Raw genomic sequence first — 16,983 nt, 5'->3', positions numbered from 1 at the left:
GGAGGACGGCGCGCGGGTTCCGGTTTCGGCGGGGGCGGCAGGGGAAGGGAATGTCGCAGTGTCGACAAGTGGTCAGCCCGGTGGCGGGATTTCGCCAGTGTCCGGAGTTCGCCACCGGAATCCGCGGTGCGGGGGTGGGCGGCGCCGCGCAGGGCCGATCGGCTGAAAGATGCGGATTCGGCCCGATTTCCGCCGCGAATTTTACTGAGTGATGGTCAACTTTACTTTCTGATGGGGATTTACCCCCTTGTTGTGATCGCGTTCGGGTGAGTTGGATTGCGTCAGCCATTCATCAGACGAAAGGATGTCCATGATCGGCTGGCGGAAAGCCCAGCTAGCAGCTGCCGTCACGGTCACCACCGCGTCCATGGTCCTGAGCTTCGGGACCGGCGCCAACGCAGCTCCGACTCCCGATCCGCAGAACGCCCAGACGGCGTCCGCGGACGGGACTCCGGTGCCGGTGATCGTGATCCTGAAGGACCAGATCGCGGACGCCCCGGCCGACCACGGCCACCTGGGCGCCCGTCAGCAGAAGGCCGCCGACTCCCAGGCGCCGCTGCTGAACAAGGTCAAGGCGGGTGGCGGCACCAACATCAAGACCTTCGTGGTCGGCAACGCCTTCTCGGCCACGGTCAGCCCCGCCCTGCGCGCCCAGCTGCAGGCGGACCCGGCCGTCTCCGCCGTCGTGGCGGACACCCAGGTCCAGGTCGCCCCGGCGGCCGCCGGAAAGGCCAAGCAGGCCAAGGACGCCGCCGAATCCGCGGGCGCCGCGGGTGCGAAGGCGCCCAAGGCCGCCGCGGCTCCGCAGGCCGTTACGGGCAGCAACGGCCAGGGTGCCGAGGAGAACGCGACCAACACGGTCTGCCCCTCCGACCCGAGCAAGCCGCTGCTGGAGCCCGAGGGCCTGTACTCGACCCGGGCCTACACCGGCAACGGCAAGCCCGGCGTGGAGAACCTGGCCACCGGCAAGGGCGTCAAGGTCGCCTACATCGCGGACGGCCTCGACCCGAACAACCCGGACTTCATCCGGGCCGACGGCTCGCACGCCGTGGTCGACTACAAGGACTTCGCGGGCGACGGCTGGGACGCGCCGACCGGCGCGGCGGAGGCCTTCGGCGACGCCTCGGCGGTCATCGCCCAGGGCCGCCAGGTCTACGACGTCTCGCAGTTCGTCAACCCCTCGCACCCGCTGCCCGCCGGCTGCAACATCCGCATCCGCGGCCTCGCCCCGGACGCCGACCTGGTCGCCCTGAAGGCCGGCGGCGAGCTGATGTCCAACTCGTCGATCCTGCAGTCGATCGACTACGCGGTGCGGGTCGCCCACGTCGACGTGCTCAACGAGTCCTTCGGCGGCAACGTCACCCCGGACAGCGGCGCGCACGACACCATCTCGCTCTTCAACGGGCAAGCCGTCAAGGCCGGTGTCACCGTCGCTGTCTCCTCCGGTGACGCCGGCATCAGCGGCACCGTCGGCACGCCGTCCACCGATCCGTACGTGATCTCGGTCGGCGCCTCCACCGACAACCAGAACTACCAGCAGACCGGCTACGCGGCCGCCCAGTTCTCCGACAAGACCTGGAGCAACAGCCGCATCTCCGCGCTCTCCTCGGGCGGCTTCACCCAGGCCGGGCGCACCGTCGACCTGGTCGCGCCGGGCGAGTCGGACTGGGCGCTCTGCACCCCCGACACCGCCAAGTACGAGGACTGCACGGGCTTCAACGGCAAGCCCTCGCCGATCCAGCCCTTCGGCGGCACCAGCCAGTCGGCCCCGTTCGTCACCGGCGCCGCGGCCCTGGTCATCCAGGCTTACCGCGACACCCACGGCGGCGACTCGCCCAGCCCGGCCCTGGTGAAGAAGTTCCTCACCGGCACCGCCACCGACCTCGGCGTTCCGGCCGAGGAGCAGGGCGCCGGCCTGCTGAACGTCCGCGCCGCCGTCGAGGCCGCCCGCGGCTACGACGACGGGGACGGCACCCCGGGCGCCAACACCGTCGTGGTCAACACCGGCCAGGTCGACATCGCCGGCACCCCCGGCTCGACCCACACCACCGACGTGTCCGTCACCAACACCAGTGACGAGCCCCAGACGGTGAGCGCCGCGACCCGCAGCTTCACCCCGCAGGCGGGCGACCAGCAGACCGTCCAGCTGGACGCGAACTCGAAGGACACCTTCAAGTACGCGACCAACGGCACGGACTGGGTGCAGAAGCAGGTCAAGTTCACCGTCCCGGCAGGCGCCGACCGCCTCGCGGCCTCGATCGCCTGGCACGGCGCGCCCAACCCGGTCACCAACGGCCCGGTGGTCCGCATGACGCTGCTCGACCCGTCGGGCCGCTTCGAGACCAACACCCGTCCGCAGGGCGGCGCCACCCCGGCCAACTTCGGCCTGGTCGACGTCCCGCACCCGGTGGCCGGCGAGTGGACCGCGATCCTCTACACCCAGGCGGGCAAGGGCTACACCGGCCCCGTCCAGCTGGGCACCGCCACCCAGCGCGCGGTGCCGGCCGGCGCCGTGAGCCCGAGCACCACCGAGCTGAAGCCCGGTCAGACCAAGACCCTCAAGGTCCATCTGACCACCCCGGCGACCAGCGGTGACTCCAGCGAGGCGATCACCGTCTCCAGCTCCAACGGCAACACCACCAGCGTCCCGGTCGTGCTGCGCAGCCTCGTCCCGGTCACCCAGGGCAAGGGCACCTTCACCGGCACCATCACCGGTGGCAACGGCCGCAGCTACTCGCCGACGCAGAGCTTCACCTACGGCTTCGACGTCCCGAAGGGCCAGAAGGACCTGCGGGTCGGCGTCACCGTCGGCAAGGACTCCAACCTGCTCATGCAGGGCGCGCTGATCAGCCCGAACGGCACCCCGATCGACATCGAGGGCAACGGCCAGTTCGACGCCCAGGGCACCCTGACCGGCACCGCGGCCGGCGTCTCGGCCACCACCGTCAACCCGGTGGCCGGCCGCTGGCGGTTCGTCCTGAACGTGCTCGGCCCGGTCAGCGGCCAGCAGCTCGCCCAGGACTTCACCGGCACCGTCGCGTTCAACCAGAACCAGGCCACCGCGGCCGGACTGCCGAACGACGCGCGCACCAAGCTGGCGGCCGGCAAGCCGGTCACCGTCCAGGTGAACTACACCAACAACACCGTCGCCACCCAGAAGATCGGGGCCGACGGCCGACTGGACCGCAGGGTGGACCTGCCGCTGGTGCCGCAGGCCGCCTCGGCGACCGTCAACCTGCCGCTGAGCACCAGCTCCACGGTGCCGTCCTTCCTGGTGCCGCCGGGCACCGACCAGCTCAAGGCCGTGGCGGCGTCCACGACGCCGGCGCAGATCGAGCTGAGCGCCACCACCGGCTCGCCGGACCTGTTCGGCGACCTGAAGAAGGCCCAGAACGGCTCGACCATCTCGGTCGTGACCGACAACGGCACTGCCGAGCAGCCGATCGTCCCGGGCAACTGGAGCACATTCGTGCAGCAGATCGGCCCGTTCGGCACCGGCGGCGCGCCGACCGGCACCTCCACCATCACGGCCACCGCGCACACCCAGGCCTTCGACCCGGCGCTGACCTCCAGCACCGGCGACCCGTACGCCGCCTCGGTGAACGCCGCGGCCCAGGCCGCCACCCCGGTGACCGTCGCACCGGGTGCCACCGGCTCGCTGCAGGTCACGCTGACCCCGACCGGCCCGAAGGGCAGCACCGTCAAGGGCGTGCTGTACCTGGTGTCCGGCCCGACCGGCGTGGCCACCGCCAACAACGCCCTGAACACCACCGGTTCGGTGCTCGCGGCGATTCCGTACAGCTACACGGTGAACTGACGCCACGTCGGATCCGCTGTGAGGCCGAGGCCGTCCCGGATTCCGGGGCGGCCTCGGCTGCTTGTCGAAACTGCCGGGGTTCCCCGGGGGTCGCGCTGGGCAGGGGGTCCGACGAGACCTACGGAGCGAGCAGGGAGCGGGAGTTGAACGACGCCGTCAAGCACAGTGACGTCGAGGTGAACGGGGTGCGGCTGCACCTGGCCGAGCAGGGAGAGGGGCCGCTGGTCCTGCTGCTGCACGGCTTCCCGGAGAGCTGGTACTCCTGGCGGCACCAGTTCGCGCCGCTCGCCGAGGCCGGCTACCGGGTGGTGGCACCCGACCAGCGCGGGTACGCCCGCAGCGAGCAGCCCGAGAACGTGGACGCGTACAGCCTGCTGCACCTGGTCGGCGACGTGACGGCGCTGATCGGCGCGCTCGGCGCGGATCAGGCCGTGGTGATCGGGCACGACTGGGGCGCCCCCGTCGCCTGGGCCACCGCCGCCCTGCGGCCCGACCTGGTGCGCGGTGTCGCCGGGCTGAGTGTGCCGCCGCTGCCGGTGGGCGGGCCGCCGCCGCTGCAGGCCGCCCGGGCGGCCTTCGGCGAGGGCTTCTACCAGATCTACTTCCAGGAGCCCGGCCGGGCCGACGCCGAACTGGCCGCCGACGTGAGGTCCAGCCTGCGCCGGATCCTCTCCGGCAAGCAGCCGGACGGCGTGCCCCGGGCGTGGGTCGTCCCGGAGGGCGGGACACTGCTGGGCACCCTCCCGGAGCCGGAGCAGCTGCCGGACTGGCTCACCGACGCGGACCTCGACGCCTTCACGGCCGACTACGCCACCCACGGCGAGCGCGCCTTCACCGGCGGCCTCAACTGGTACCGCAACCTCGACCGCAACGCCGAACTGCTCGCCGCCTTCACCGGGGTGACGGTCGAGGTGCCCGCTCTGTACATCGCGGGCGAGCAGGACCTGGTCAACGCCATGGTCCCGCGCGAGGTGCTGACCCACCTGCTGGGCCGCCTGCCGCAGCTGCGCGGGCACCTCCGGCTCCCGGACACCGGGCACTGGACGCAGCAGGAGCGGCCCGCGGAGGTCAACGAGGCGCTGCTGGACTTCCTGAAGTCGCTGGACTGACGGCCGGCTTCTCGGCCGGTTTCTCGGCCGGTTCCCGAGGAACGCCCGGGCGGTCGGACGGCGGCCGCCCGGGCGCCCGGGCGCGTGGCGCTAGATCTCCCCGCCCACCCCCAGGTCCTGCCGCATGGCATGCCGCAGGACCTTGATCAGCGGCCACAGCTCGCGCTGCGCCTCGGTGGCGGACCGCAGGCTCTCTCCGGGCCGGGCGTTGCCCTGTTCCAGGCGCTTGACCGTCCCGTACACGCGGGTGAGCGCCCGGTTCGCCGTGTCGCCCGGGGCGATCACGGCATCGGGCGCGACCATCAGGGTCTCGGACCAGTGGTTGCGGTGCGCGTCCTTGGCCTCCTCCAGCGCACGGATGTCATCCTCCCCGGGCGTCCGGTGGCGCAGGACGTGCAGGTGCCGGTTGAGCGCGGTCGCGAACTGCCGCGCGTCGCGGTACATCCGGGTGTAGCAGCCGCGCCGCAGGGCGAGGTTTTCGCGGGTCTCCTGGAAGGCCTGGCTGAGCTCCAACTCCCGCCGCTTGGCGCGTTCGGCGCCCCGCTGGGTGAGCAGCGCGGCCCCGAGGGTGCCCGCCACACCGGTCACTGCGATCGCCACCGCTGCTATGTCCACCGGACCACCCTAGACGGGCCGGTCGACGGGTGTGGTGCACTCCGACGCACCGCCCTACACCGGCAGGAGGCGGGCGATGAGTTCGCCGAGGCGGCGGGCGTTGCGGCAGGGGTGCATCTCGACGACGGCCGCGTAGGTGAGGGCGGCGGAGTCGCCGGTGGGCCAGAGGGACGGGGGTTCGGGGTTGAGCCAGAAGACCCGCCGGGCCCGGGCGGCGATGCGGCGCAGGGCCTCGGAGTTGGGATCGCGGTGGTTGTTGCGGGCGTCGCCGAGGACCAGGACGCAGGTGCGGGGGCCGACGGCGTCGAGGTGGTGGTCGGCGAAGTCGCCGAGTGCGGAGCCGTAGTCGCTGTTGCCGTGGTAGCCCATGACCTTGGCCTCGGTGAGGATCCGGGCAGCGAGGCGGGCCGGGTCGTCGCCGGCCCGGAGCAGGCCGGTGACTTCGGCGGTGCGGTTGACGAAGGCGAACACCCGGACCTTGCTGAACTGTTCGCTCATCGCCTGGACCAGCAGCATGGTGAAGTCGGCGAAGCCCGCCACCGAGCCGGAGACGTCGCAGAGCAGCACGAGCTCCGGTCGGGCCGGGCGGCGCAGCCGGTACGCGGGGCGCAGCGGCACGCCGCCGGTGGTGAGCGAGCGGCGCAGGGTGCGGCGCAGGTCGATGTGGCCGCGGGCGGCACGGCGGCGGCGGGCGGCGAGGCGGGTGGCGAGTTTGCGGGCCAGGGGGTGGACGGTGCGGCGGAGTTCGGCGAGCTGGTCGCGCCCGGCGTAGAGGAAGTCGATCCGGTCGGCGGTGGGGGCGACGGCGCGTTCGGCGATCCGCTCGGGGCCGCGGAGTTCGGCGACCCGGCGGCGGGCCTCGGCGGCGACCAGGGCGCGGAAGTCCCGGATGCGGCGGCGGATCTCGTCGGCGAGGACGAGGTCGGAGAGGTCGGCCGCGGCACCCGCCGAGCGCAGCGCGGCGAGGATCCGGGCGAGCAGCGTCTCGGGGGAGAGCCGGCCGAGGGCCTGCTGGGCCGACCAGCCGTCGGAGCCGGGGCTGCTGCCGGCGCCGTACCGGCCGAAGGCCTCCATGACCTCCCCGGCGAGCCGGGCCTGGGCGGCGCGGTCGTCGGCGGCGAGGGCGGCGGCGAGGCGTTCGCGCAGGTCGTCGCGGAGCGGGTCGGGGCGCCCGAAGCGCGGTGGCTCGGGGTCGTCGGGGACGGGCGGCGGGGCGGCGCGGACGGCCTCGGGGGTGCCGACGCCGAGGGGGAAGAAGAGGTCGAAGGTGGCGTCGAAGACCGCCCGCTGGCCGTCGGAGCGCAGCAGGGCGGCGGCCAGGCCGGCCCGCATCTGCTCGCGGTCGGTGAAGCCGAGGACGTCGAGGACGGCGGCGGCGTCCACGGTTTCGGCGGGGCCGATCCGCAGCCCGTGGCCGCGCAGGGCGCGGACCAGGCCGGTGAGGCGGGCCGCGGTGTCGGTCGGGTCGCCTTGTTGCGCGGGGGTCGGTGCGGCGGTCACGCGAGGGTGAGCTTCTGGGCGGCCTTCCGGATGTCGTCCTGGTGCTTGAGGATCACCCCGAGGGTGTCCCGGACGGCCGTCGCGTCGAGGGTGTCCGCGCCGAGGGCGAGCAGGGTGCGGGCCCAGTCGATGGTCTCGGCGACGGACGGTGCCTTGCGCAGCTCCATCGCGCGCAGGGCGCCGACGATCCGGACCAGCGACTCGGCCAGGGTGTCGTCCAGTCCGGGCACCTTGAGGCGGACGATCCGGCGCTCCAACTCGGCGTCCGGGTAGTCGAGGTGGAGGAAGAGGCAGCGGCGGCGCAGTGCCTCGGAGAGCTCACGCGTGGCGTTGGAAGTGAGCAGGACGAAGGGGCGGCGACTCGCCGTGATGGTGCCGAGTTCGGGGACGGTGACCTGGAAATCGCTGAGCACCTCCAGGAGCAGCGCCTCGACCTCGACGTCGGCCTTGTCCATCTCGTCGATCAGCAGCACCGTCGGCTCCTCGCCGCGGATGGCGGTGAGCAGCGGGCGGGTGAGCAGGAACTCCTCGCCGAAGATGTCGCCGCGGGCCTCCTCCCAGCCCTCGTCGCGGCCGGCGGTGATCCGCAGCAGCTGCTTGGCGTGGTTCCACTCGTAGAGCGCGCGGGCCTCGTCGATGCCCTCGTAGCACTGCAGCCGGACCAGCCGGGCCTGCCCGATGGCGGCGACGGCCTTGGCGAGTTCGGTCTTGCCGACCCCGGCGGGGCCCTCGACCAGCAGCGGCTTGCCGAGCCGGTCGGCGAGGAAGACGGTGGTGGCGACGGCGGTGGAGGCGAGGTAGCCGGTGGCGGCGAGCTGTTCGGCGGCGTCCGCCACCGAGGTGAAGAAGCCCGTGCCGGGTGCCGTCGTGCCGTCGCTGCCCATGTGCCCGCCCCGTTCGAGGTTCGCCGTCCGTGTGCGGCGCCACCCTACCGGCCGGTCACTTCGCTGTCTCGGAGTCCCGTGCGGGCACGGCCCAGCGGCGTACGGCGTGGTGCCGGGTGCCGTACGCCGCCGTGGTCGGGGTGGGCTGCTCGTCAGACGACGGTCTCGTCGGACGACGGTGTCGTCGGACGACGGTGCGGAGCGTCAGTTGACGAAGAGGACCGGGCTGCCGGCGACGGAAGTGTCCACGACCGGGCCGTAGGTGGCGCTGAAGTAGCCCGTCGAGAAGCACAGGCCCGAGCCGGAGACCAGGGTGAACGGCTGGGCCGAGAACCCGATGGTGTTGCCGGTGTTCGAAGCGGTGCCGTCGATCCCGGTGGTGTTCTTGTAGGTGCAGTTGACGCTGCCCAGGATGGTGTTGAGCACCACGGTGGTGCCCATCACGCCGGCCGCGCCGGGGGTGAGCTTGACCGGGTACCCGGGGGCGTCGCTGACCGTGTTGGTGAACGGCAGGCTGGTGACGGTGATGCTCTTGACGCCGGTCACGCCCAGGACGTTGGAGGTGCAGGAGCCGAAGGTCTGGGTGTTGAGCTGCTCGACGGCGCTGCCCGGGGCGGCCGGGTTGGCGGTGACGGTCGCCGAGAAGGAGGAGGCGGCACACTTGATGCCGCTCGTCCCGGTGGCGCTGTTGTAGAAGGTCGCGTAGCTGCCGGAGGCCAGGTTGGCGGTGAGGACGTCGCCGACGGCGACGGCCGGGCCGGTCGGGCCGCCGGTGGTGAGCACGGCGGTGGCGGCCTCGGCGGGTGCCACGGCCGCGCCGGTGAGGGCGAGGGCGGCGAGCGCGGCGGTGGCGAGGGTGCGGCGGATGCGCATGAGGGTGCCTCTCTCCGTCCGGTGGACGGGTGGGGGGAATCCCGGCGTGCGGGTGTGGTGGTGTGCACGACGGGGGAGGTGCATGGCGTACCGGGGGCTCCGGCGGGGCCGCGGTGCGGGCGGGCCCGGCGCCACGGGCCCGCTCGTGCGGTACGGCGGTGTGCGGACGTACGCGCGTGGACGTCCGGTGGTGCGCGACGCGGCGGAACCGAACGCGGAACTGAAGATCGGCACCGCTGTGGGGGTGCACGTCGGCGGCTGCCACCGCCGCGGGCCTGCGCCCGCCATGGCCCCGGTGGTCCGGGCGGTTCGTCCGGACGGTGGGAGCCCCTGGAGGTCGGCCGGTGGGAGCCTGCTCGCCCACCGGTTGGAAACCTGTCAGTGTTGTAAACCCGGTGTTCCGTCAATGTCAATACAGGACACAGGAGTTGGTGATGGATCCGAACCACCGCCGGAGTGCCGACGTGGTCCTGCTGCCGGGTGCGCGCACCGGCCGCGATCCCGCCCGGTCGATCAAGCCCGGTCCGCGCCGGCAGCCCGCGGGCGTGGTCGCCGCGACCCAGCGCGAGCGGCTGCTGGACGGTCTGGTCCAGACCGTCGCCGAGCGCGGCTACCAGCACGCGACGGTGAGCGACATCTGCCGCGCGGCGGGTGTGACCAGGCCGGTCTTCTACGAGCTGTTCAGCGGAAAGGAGGACGCCTTCCTGGCCGCGCACCGGTACGGCACCGGGGTGGTGATCCGGCGGATGGCGGCGGCCTTCGCGGCCGAATCCGACTGGTGTCACGGGATCCGCCGGTCGCTCGGAGCGATGCTCCAACTGCTCGCGGGCACACCGGCGTTCGCCACCATGGCGGTGATCGAGATCGAGGCGGTCGGACCGGCCGGGCGGCGCGAGCGCACCCAACTCCTCACCAGGTTCCGGGCGTTCTTCGCCGACGTGCCCCAACTTCCGGTCGGCGTAGCGGTGCAGGAGCTCGTGGATGCCGTGGTGGGCGGCGTCTACAGCGCGATCTACAGCCGGGTCGACTCCGGCCGGACCGAACAACTGCCGGACCTACTACCGGTGTTGAGCATGTTCTGCCTGGCTCCGTTCCTCGGTCCGGTGGAGGCGGCGGCACGGCTCGGGGCGGAGGTACGGCTCGGGGCGGAGGTGCGTGAAGATCCTTCGTGCACCCGTATTGACCCGGCCAATACCGGGCAGTAGCTTCCCAGTTACTCACCGCGCTCCGACCGGACCCGCCCCGCTGCCGAGGGGCGGGCGGCCCGTTCGGTCGCGGAACGCTGTCCGCGCCAGGGCAACGTGCCAGTGCCTGCACACCCATTCCACCCACAGGGAGCACACATGGCCATGTCCGAGGATGCCGCCGCGGCGGCCGAGACCCCGCAGCCGGTCGGGCCGAGAAGAGGCCGGGTACGGCTCAAGCGCACCGCCCTGATGGCCGTACCCGCCATCGCGGCCGGGGGCGTGCTGATGGCGCTCACCGCCCAGGGCGTGCTCGCCGCCCAGTTCTCCATCTCCGGCATGCCGTTCACGATCACCGCCGACAAGCTCGACGGACAGGGCTTCGCGCAGTTCGGCGCGCTGGACTCGATGATCCCGGACAGCCCCAACGCGGGCTCCACCGGCGGCCAGGTGCTGGTCGCGGTGTCGGCGATCAAGAGCGCCCAGATCACCAACCTGTGCCAGAGTGTCGACCTCGGCGGCATCAACCTGGTGATCCACGCCGGCGACGGTGGCACCCCCGTCAGCGCCACCAACCTCACCACCGACTCCGACCTGCTGTCCGGCGACGCGGAGTTCACCAACATCGAGATCGGCGGCGACGCCAGCACCTTCACCAAGGCCGGCCCGGTCGGCAAGGGCAACCCGGGCGTCTTCGGCCAGCAGGCCGACACCGTCCAGCTGACGCACCTCAAGCAGCACAACTACGCGAGCACCGCCGTCGGGTTCAAACTGCCCAACCTGCGGCTGAGCTTCAGCTCCCAGGGCTGCTGAGCATGACGGAGTCCGTACCGGAGCCGGCCGGGAACGGCGGGGGCACCGAGGCGCGGGCCGAGGGGGTGGCGGCCGAGGGGACGGCCGCCGCGCCCGGCACCGCCGCCACGGCAACCGCGGCCGAGCCCGCCGCCCGCCCGGTCAAGCGCGACTGGCGGGGCAGGCGACCGTTCTGGGGCGGGCTGCTGGTGCTGCTGGGCGGCGCCGAGATCCTGTTCACCCTGCGGGCCCCGCTGCCCGTCGTCCTGCACATCGGGATGCAGGGGCTGGCCGGGTACCTGGTGCCGGCGGTGATGGCCCTGTGCGGCCTGCTGATCCTGTTCAACCCGGCGCAGCGGCTGTTCTACTCCATCCTCGCCGTGCTGGCCTCGCTGGCCAGCTGGGTCACCTCCAACCTGGGCGGCTTCCTGATCGGGATGCTGCTCGGCGTGGTGGGCTCCTGCCTCACCTTCGGCTGGCTGCCCGACCAGCCGTTGCGCCGCGGCAGGCAGCGCCGGCTGGACCGGCGCGAGGAGCGACGGGCGGCCAAGACCGCGTCGGTGTGACACGGACACCCGCGCCCCGGTGATGGGAGAGCACCGGGGCGCGGGCGTCGTGACCGATTCTCATCGCTCAAATGGCCTCTGGAAGAGCCGAGTTGATTGCAATCAACGAGATACACATCGCTTCATATGCTGGGCGTGTCACAATTTGTCACAAACCTTGGTGATCTTGCTTAGCCCAGCAGCTGGCCCAGCTTGTCCGAGCCGGCCTGAAGACTCTGCGGGTCAGGATGGACATAGACCCGCTTGGTGAAGGACAGGTCAGCGTGACCGGCCCAGGCGGAGACGACGGTGTCAGGGACGCCGTTGTTGGCCATCCAGGAGAGGACGGCGTGGCGGGCGTCGTACAAGCGAACCTTGCGAACTCCAGCCTGCTCCATCAGACGGTGGGCCTCACGGCGGAGCTTGTCGGTCTTGAAGGGACGGCCCAGCTCGTCAACCAGGACATAGCCACTGTCCTCGTAGGCCTCCCCTGCCGCAAGCTTTTCCCGCAGTTGCAGGGCGCGAAGGTGCAGCAGTGCCGTGTGCACAGGCTCAGGCAGAGGAAGCACGCGCCCGCCCGCCTCGGTCTTGGGCTGCTTCTCAACAACCTTGTCTCGTTTCCCCCACTCCTGGTTACGGTCATAGACAAGGGTGCGAGTGTTGCCAATAGCGATGGTTCCTCCGGACGCACCCAGGCGTACGTCCTGTGCCCAACGCGCACCACAGACCTCGGCCGGCCGCTCGGCGATCAGGGCAAGCAACATAACGCCGAACAGACGATCGCCCTTGATTCCTTCGATAAACGCTCTGACTTCCGCCTCGTCCCAGGGGCGACGCACCTGCTGGTTTTGAGTGGCCTTAGTCTTGATCTCGCGCGTGACACGTACATACTGGGCAACGTTTCGCACAAGCCACCCACGACGAACACCAAGATTAAGTGCCGAGCGAAGCCGGCCAAGGGTGAGCTGAATGGATCGAAGACTCAGACCTGTTCCAGGCTTGCCACCCAGCCTGGCGCGCTTTAGTGGCCATCCAGTCTACCATGGCCTCGACATCTTCCTCGGTCAGCCGCTGGACACGCTTCTCGCCGAAGAAGGTGCGAGCGGACTGAATAGCGGTGTAGTAGTTCTTGACCGTCGCCTCCTCCACATCACGAGTGGCAGTCTGGAACCATACGTCCAGCAGCTCATTAACCGTCATCTTGGATGGGGCAACGTAGCTCCCAGCCGCTCGCTGGTAGCGAATCCGCGCAAGCTCGTCTCGCGCTTCCTTCTTGGTGTCAAAGGTTCGGCGAATCTGGCGACGCTTGCCGGAGGCATCAGGCGGAGCGTCAATGACGAAGCGGTAGCGCACGCTGCCGTTCTTGAGGACTATCTTGCTGATCGGATCAGCCATCGCACACCTGCCAGGTCTTTCCCCCCTGAGGAAAAGGCGGAGTTAGCACGCCTCCAGGTACGCAACAAGTGATGCAGTGATCACGCGATACCGGTTGCCAAACTGCACGACGCGAAACGGCACGCTACCGCGCTTGATCAACTCATACAGGTGGGATCGGGAGATACCCAGGGCCAATGCCGCCTGCGGGACATCGACAGTAGCCGCCCAAGACCGGATCTCATCGAGTGTGGGTTGCATCAAGCACCAACCCCAAGGGAGCGAAGAGGAACCACTCGGTGAACAAGCGGGAAATCCGCAAACCGAGGTTATTAGTACTATTGCCGCTCAGTCTGGTCGGCAAACCCCCAACTCGCCCTAAATATGCGTTTGTTGAGGCTGATTCTCCGGCGGCGGCCGAGGGGCAGTGTCACTGGGCCTGCCGGCCGTGCATGTTCCACACCAGCCTTTGCCACAGGGCAACGGAAGAAAAACCGCGGGGCGAGAAAGCTCTGGCCGGTAGGCCAGACGCACCAGCTCCTGGTGCCCACCAGCGGTCATGCCGCGCATTTGGTGTCCCCACTCTGTCATCCGGCGACGCCGGATCCACTCTCCGCGTTAGCGGCCAATTGCGGCGCGGCGGAAGGAAGGTCTGGAAGGAAAGCCGTCGCGCCGCCACTGTGTCCCCCCTTGGGGGGTGGACTCGGAGCCTGCACACCCGAAGGGCTGTATTGCGAAGCCATATGTGCAGGCGGAGAGGACGGGGGGAGTCAGCCGCGCGACCGACCGCACGGGAGGCTTAGGGGAACCCTGGAGCGGGGCTGACTCCCCCCGTCCGATGACCACCCCAACCCGCTGGTCAGCGGGCCGTTCCTTCCAGCCACAACCGTCCGCAGGACGCTACCGCTCACCAGCTCCTGGTGTACCGCCCGTCGTACCGGCCTGAGGCGGTACGACACCCGACCTGAGTACCAGATCTACTCGATCAATCCTGATGCTCGAAGAGACGAAACCGCCGTTTATGACACGCCAAGGAAACCCCCTTAGGTCCCCCTCGGTGGCTCCCCTATTCCCCGCTCTCTTCGTTCTCTCGTTCCTTCGCTTCTCCTATCGACCTTCGGTCGATGAGGTAACTCAGGCTTACAGGAAAATGATGCCTGCGCCCTAGATCGATATACAGGCTTGTAGGTCGATCATGTTTGCTTCAGTCAGTCGGTCACTTGATCACGGCCAGCTAGTCCGTCTTTAGTCGCAAACCTCAAAGAGGGAGACGGCGGCTGCTGTGTCTGCTCTTTGATATAAGCAGAACGGGAAGGTGTTGCATAGTCCCGTTGCTACGATGGGGCGCCCCGTCGATGCATCGTTCGGGCGAACGGGCGAACGGGTATGGGGCTATTTCTTCGGAGGATTCTGCTTAAGGTAGCTATCGATTGCTTCTCGAACCTTGGCTGACATGCTACCAATCTTCCCATCTCTCTTTTCCAGGTAAGCCAACTCGCGCAGCGAATCCATCTGGTCTTCATAGATCTCAAACGAGTTTCTCGTAATAATCCTCCTGGTGTTCGGGCGAACGGGCGGGCGGTCGTTCGGGCGAACGGGTGTTGAGTGATCGGATTGCTGTACCAGCCCACCCAAAGCTGGCACGGGTGCTACTGGTCGTGAGTCCCTGGATGGGAAGAATGAAGACCCTTCTAGGTCACTTGTAATGGCATCAGTGTTTAATTTCTTGCTCATACTTCAAACAGCTCGCCGATCAACTTGCTGTAGGCGAGCGCTGCTGCTGACTTTGGGTTGAACGAGAAGACGTCTTGGCGGTTAAAGTGGGCATCGCGAAGATCCGTGTTGCGGGGGATGACCGTGTTGAGGACTGAGCCCGTATAGGTCTGTCGCAGGATCTGAAGTGAGGTCTTGCTATTCACTGTCGGGTCACTCATCGTGAAGAGGAAGCCGGCGAGTTCAAGTTGGGGGTTGAAGTACTCTTTGACTTCCTTGATGGTCTTACTGATCTGGACGATCGAGTCAAGTTCAAAGTAGCCAGGCGAGACAACCACGATGACCTTGTCGGAGGCAGTGAACGCGTTGATGGTAAGCCACGAAAGCGTAGGAGGGCAGTCGATGAAGACAAAGTCATACTTGCCCTTGAGGGCGTCTAGCTCCTTCTTGAGCCGTTCCTCGCGGTGGTCAATTGCTGTCGTGAGCTCAACGTCCGTGTTGGACAGCAGGATGTGGGAAGGAACGATATGGAGGTTGGGAACACTAGTCTGATGTGTTGGTAGGGGGCTTCGCTCCAGGATCGTGGCAAAGATCGTCTGTTGTTTTGGGATCTGTGGGTAGTTATGAAGCAGCACCTTGCTGCTGTTGGCCTGAGAGTCGATATCGATCAGGAGTACCCGCTTGCCACGTCTGGCAAGTCCTGCCGCAAGGGATATGGTGGATGATGTCTTACCGACACCGCCTTTCTGTGAAGCAATTGAGATAACCATAAGTAAGTTAAGTCCATCGAAAACCCTGCGGGTTATTCCGACGCAACTTCTTAATCTATCTCAGAATAGCGAATTCAATACAAATATGTCAATATAGCAATAAAAGGGACATGGCCCCTGGGTGTCACAAGAAACTTTGCGAAACATCACGGTCAGGCCATGCCTTGTCGCACTACGGTGTGGGACGGCCTGACGGCCCACGACCAAGGAGGCGCACATGGCACGGCGTATCCGCATGATCGGCTCAACCTCTGACGGTGGGAGCTGCCCGACGTTGTACGAAGACCTGGACACGGGCGAGATCCTCGTGCAGGGCGATGCGGTCACTGACCCCTCCCGACGTGGCCCAGATGAAGGACGTCCTCCCAGGGGAGACCTTCGTGGTCGTTCCTCGTGAACTCTTGACGCGCTTCGCGCCCAAGGAGTGACGTGCACAAGCTGATCGCACCGGAAGACGTCGACGAGTTCTTCCGGTCAGGGTTTGACCACACCGCCTGGCGGCTTGAGACCCGCCGGTCGTACCCCTCAGACCTTGCCAGTCCGGCGTACCAGTTGTTCCTTACGAGCGGACAGGCCGGCGACCCGACTGGCTGGCACCAGACGATGCGGGAGCAGACGGCCCTGGGAAAGCGGGTTGAGCGGGTGCGCCTGGTGGACAGCCCGCCAACGGACAACCAGCGCTTCCTGCTGGCCCGAACGCCACTAAACCTGATGGCAGGGGAGGACATCCGCTATCTCTGGCGCGAGCAGGCGAAGGACCTCGGGCTTCCTATGGAAGACGTGTGGCTCTTCGATTCCCGCTCGACCGGACGGTTCCTCTTTGACGGTGCCCGTCCGTTGGGCATGGAGCTCACGCAGGATCCTGCGTCGGTCCTCCGCTGGTGCCAAGTCCGCGATGCTGCCTGGCACTTCGCTGTGGAGTTCGAGGACTTCGTAGAGCAGGTAGCGTCTGGCGGGTGAGCACTGACTTCCAGCAGGCCCGAGAAGCCCTCGGCATGCGGCTTCGCGAGCTTCGTGCCGAGGGCGGCCTGACCGGACGCGAGTTGGCAGGGAGGCTGAACTGGCCGCACTCGAAGGTCTCCAAGCTTGAGAACGGCAAGCAGACCCCAACCCTGGCGGATCTTGAGGCTTGGGCTGGTGGCACCGGCTATCCGGAGGCCGCGGGAGAGCTCAAGGGCCGGCTGCGAGGGATTGAATCTCGGTACCGCTCCTGGCGACGACAATTGGCCGGCGGGCACCGTGCGCGCCAGGAGCAAGGCCTCGCTGAGGCCAAGCGAACCAGCCGGATCCGCGGCTTTGAATCAGCGATCATCCCTGGCCTGTTCCAGACCGCGGACTATGCCCGATCTGTCCTGGCGAACTTCTCCCAGCTGCACGACACGCCTCGTGACATTGAGGAGGGTGTGCGGGCCCGTCTGAAGCGCCAGGAGCAGCTCTACGAGCGCAACCACCGCTTCGAGTTCCTCCTCTGGGAGGCAGCCCTCTACATCCTCTTCGGGTCCAGGGAGGTCATGGCTGCCCAGCTCGATCGACTCACGGGCATCCTCGGGCTGGACACGGTGAGCATCGGGATCATCCCCTTGGGAGCGAACCTATCGGTTGTCCCCAAGGAGGGGTTTTGGATCCACGATGATCGCCTGGTGATCGTTGAGACCTGGAGCACGGAGATGTGGCTGGACAGTCCCGAGGACATCGCGTTGTACGAGCGGATCTGGGACAAGCTTGGTGAGGCCGCGGTCTTTGGTGCCCAGGCGCACCGGCTCATCTGCCGCGCCGGAACAGCGCTGAATCTCGACTGATGAAACCT

At 68.3% G+C, this 16,983-nt stretch carries 16 protein-coding genes and 1 pseudogene; 8 read left to right on the top strand and 9 right to left on the bottom strand.

Going from position 1 to position 16,983, the window contains the following annotated elements:
• Positions 1-201: 201 nt before the first annotated feature.
• A complete protein-coding gene (locus tag ACZ3TI_RS21755) occupies positions 202-369 on the bottom strand; it encodes a hypothetical protein (protein ID WP_465728535.1) in 168 nt (55 codons plus the stop codon).
• Between ACZ3TI_RS21755 and ACZ3TI_RS21750 the strand changes: the two genes are divergently transcribed.
• Together ACZ3TI_RS21750 and ACZ3TI_RS21745 are read left to right on the top strand one after the other, a co-directional pair.
• A complete protein-coding gene (locus ACZ3TI_RS21750) occupies positions 368-3,817 on the top strand; it encodes a S8 family serine peptidase (protein ID WP_465728533.1) in 3,450 nt (1,149 codons plus the stop codon). The genes ACZ3TI_RS21755 and ACZ3TI_RS21750 overlap by 2 nt on opposite strands.
• A 143-nt stretch (positions 3,818-3,960) precedes the next feature.
• Positions 3,961-4,926, top strand: coding sequence for an alpha/beta fold hydrolase (locus ACZ3TI_RS21745; RefSeq protein ID WP_465728531.1), 966 nt, complete (start codon positions 3,961-3,963; stop codon positions 4,924-4,926).
• A gap of 90 nt (positions 4,927-5,016) precedes the next feature.
• On the opposite strand, the gene ACZ3TI_RS21740 is transcribed toward ACZ3TI_RS21745, so the two are convergent.
• The 4 genes from ACZ3TI_RS21740 to ACZ3TI_RS21725 all read right to left on the bottom strand — a co-directional run bounded on the left by ACZ3TI_RS21740 (position 5,017) and on the right by ACZ3TI_RS21725 (position 8,798).
• Positions 5,017-5,541: a hypothetical protein gene (locus ACZ3TI_RS21740; RefSeq protein WP_465728529.1), complete on the bottom strand. Its 525-nt coding sequence runs from the start codon at positions 5,539-5,541 to the stop codon at positions 5,017-5,019.
• A 54-nt stretch (positions 5,542-5,595) separates the two neighbouring features.
• Positions 5,596-7,041, bottom strand: a complete 1,446-nt coding sequence (locus tag ACZ3TI_RS21735; RefSeq protein ID WP_465728527.1) for a VWA domain-containing protein — start codon at positions 7,039-7,041, stop codon at positions 5,596-5,598.
• Positions 7,038-7,925 (bottom strand): AAA family ATPase, encoded by an 888-nt coding sequence (locus ACZ3TI_RS21730; protein ID WP_465728525.1) that lies wholly within the window; start codon positions 7,923-7,925, stop codon positions 7,038-7,040. The genes ACZ3TI_RS21735 and ACZ3TI_RS21730 overlap by 4 nt, the downstream gene beginning before the upstream one ends.
• 204 nt (positions 7,926-8,129) lie before the next feature.
• Positions 8,130-8,798, bottom strand: coding sequence for a Tat pathway signal sequence domain protein (locus ACZ3TI_RS21725; RefSeq protein WP_465728523.1), 669 nt, complete (start codon positions 8,796-8,798; stop codon positions 8,130-8,132).
• 434 nt (positions 8,799-9,232) lie between these two features.
• Between ACZ3TI_RS21725 and ACZ3TI_RS21720 the strand changes: the two genes are divergently transcribed.
• The 3 genes from ACZ3TI_RS21720 to ACZ3TI_RS21710 all read left to right on the top strand — a co-directional run bounded on the left by ACZ3TI_RS21720 (position 9,233) and on the right by ACZ3TI_RS21710 (position 11,340).
• Positions 9,233-10,003: a TetR/AcrR family transcriptional regulator gene (locus ACZ3TI_RS21720; RefSeq protein ID WP_465728521.1), complete on the top strand. Its 771-nt coding sequence runs from the start codon at positions 9,233-9,235 to the stop codon at positions 10,001-10,003.
• Between the two features lie 138 nt (positions 10,004-10,141).
• A complete protein-coding gene (locus ACZ3TI_RS21715; protein WP_465728519.1) occupies positions 10,142-10,795 on the top strand; it encodes a DUF6230 family protein in 654 nt (217 codons plus the stop codon).
• A 2-nt stretch (positions 10,796-10,797) separates the two neighbouring features.
• Positions 10,798-11,340 (top strand): DUF6114 domain-containing protein, encoded by a 543-nt coding sequence (locus tag ACZ3TI_RS21710; RefSeq protein WP_465728517.1) that lies wholly within the window; start codon positions 10,798-10,800, stop codon positions 11,338-11,340.
• A 170-nt stretch (positions 11,341-11,510) separates the two neighbouring features.
• On the opposite strand, the gene ACZ3TI_RS21705 is transcribed toward ACZ3TI_RS21710, so the two are convergent.
• The 4 genes from ACZ3TI_RS21705 to ACZ3TI_RS21690 form a co-directional block, all read right to left on the bottom strand.
• A complete protein-coding gene (locus tag ACZ3TI_RS21705; RefSeq protein ID WP_465728515.1) occupies positions 11,511-12,227 on the bottom strand; it encodes a site-specific integrase in 717 nt (238 codons plus the stop codon).
• Positions 12,228-12,252: 25 nt separating this feature from the next.
• Positions 12,253-12,714, bottom strand: a complete 462-nt coding sequence (locus ACZ3TI_RS21700; protein WP_465728513.1) for a tyrosine-type recombinase/integrase — start codon at positions 12,712-12,714, stop codon at positions 12,253-12,255.
• A 42-nt stretch (positions 12,715-12,756) separates the two neighbouring features.
• Complete coding sequence (locus ACZ3TI_RS21695) at positions 12,757-12,954, bottom strand: helix-turn-helix domain-containing protein (RefSeq protein WP_465728511.1); 198 nt, start codon at positions 12,952-12,954, stop codon at positions 12,757-12,759.
• 1,469 nt (positions 12,955-14,423) lie between these two features.
• Positions 14,424-15,176, bottom strand: a complete 753-nt coding sequence (locus ACZ3TI_RS21690) for a ParA family protein (protein WP_465728509.1) — start codon at positions 15,174-15,176, stop codon at positions 14,424-14,426.
• 217 nt (positions 15,177-15,393) lie between these two features.
• Between ACZ3TI_RS21690 and ACZ3TI_RS21685 the strand changes: the two are divergent.
• The 3 genes and pseudogenes from ACZ3TI_RS21685 to ACZ3TI_RS21675 all read left to right on the top strand — a co-directional run bounded on the left by ACZ3TI_RS21685 (position 15,394) and on the right by ACZ3TI_RS21675 (position 16,975).
• A pseudogene (locus ACZ3TI_RS21685) lies at positions 15,394-15,604 on the top strand (hypothetical protein).
• Position 15,605: 1 nt separating this feature from the next.
• Positions 15,606-16,136, top strand: coding sequence for a DUF6879 family protein (locus ACZ3TI_RS21680; RefSeq protein ID WP_465728507.1), 531 nt, complete (start codon positions 15,606-15,608; stop codon positions 16,134-16,136).
• On the top strand, positions 16,133-16,975 hold the full coding sequence (locus ACZ3TI_RS21675) for a helix-turn-helix domain-containing protein (protein ID WP_465728505.1): 843 nt from the start codon (positions 16,133-16,135) through the stop codon (positions 16,973-16,975). The genes ACZ3TI_RS21680 and ACZ3TI_RS21675 overlap by 4 nt, the downstream gene beginning before the upstream one ends.
• The last annotated feature ends 8 nt before the right edge of the window (positions 16,976-16,983 follow it).

Source organism: Kitasatospora sp. NPDC023120, assembly GCF_055560835.1.
This window is presented reverse-complemented; position numbering and strand designations above follow the sequence as displayed.

Coding starts and splice junctions, on each gene's coding strand:
- ACZ3TI_RS21710 (WP_465728517.1), top strand. CDS start 10,798: ATGACGGAGTCCGTACCGGAGCCGGCCGGGAACGGCGGGGGCACCGAG.
- ACZ3TI_RS21755 (WP_465728535.1), bottom strand. CDS start 369: ATGGACGCGGTGGTGACCGTGACGGCAGCTGCTAGCTGGGCTTTCCGC.
- ACZ3TI_RS21700 (WP_465728513.1), bottom strand. CDS start 12,714: ATGGCTGATCCGATCAGCAAGATAGTCCTCAAGAACGGCAGCGTGCGC.
- ACZ3TI_RS21715 (WP_465728519.1), top strand. CDS start 10,142: ATGGCCATGTCCGAGGATGCCGCCGCGGCGGCCGAGACCCCGCAGCCG.
- ACZ3TI_RS21750 (WP_465728533.1), top strand. CDS start 368: ATGGTCCTGAGCTTCGGGACCGGCGCCAACGCAGCTCCGACTCCCGAT.
- ACZ3TI_RS21730 (WP_465728525.1), bottom strand. CDS start 7,925: ATGGGCAGCGACGGCACGACGGCACCCGGCACGGGCTTCTTCACCTCG.
- ACZ3TI_RS21695 (WP_465728511.1), bottom strand. CDS start 12,954: ATGCAACCCACACTCGATGAGATCCGGTCTTGGGCGGCTACTGTCGAT.
- ACZ3TI_RS21725 (WP_465728523.1), bottom strand. CDS start 8,798: ATGCGCATCCGCCGCACCCTCGCCACCGCCGCGCTCGCCGCCCTCGCC.
- ACZ3TI_RS21690 (WP_465728509.1), bottom strand. CDS start 15,176: ATGGTTATCTCAATTGCTTCACAGAAAGGCGGTGTCGGTAAGACATCA.
- ACZ3TI_RS21720 (WP_465728521.1), top strand. CDS start 9,233: ATGGATCCGAACCACCGCCGGAGTGCCGACGTGGTCCTGCTGCCGGGT.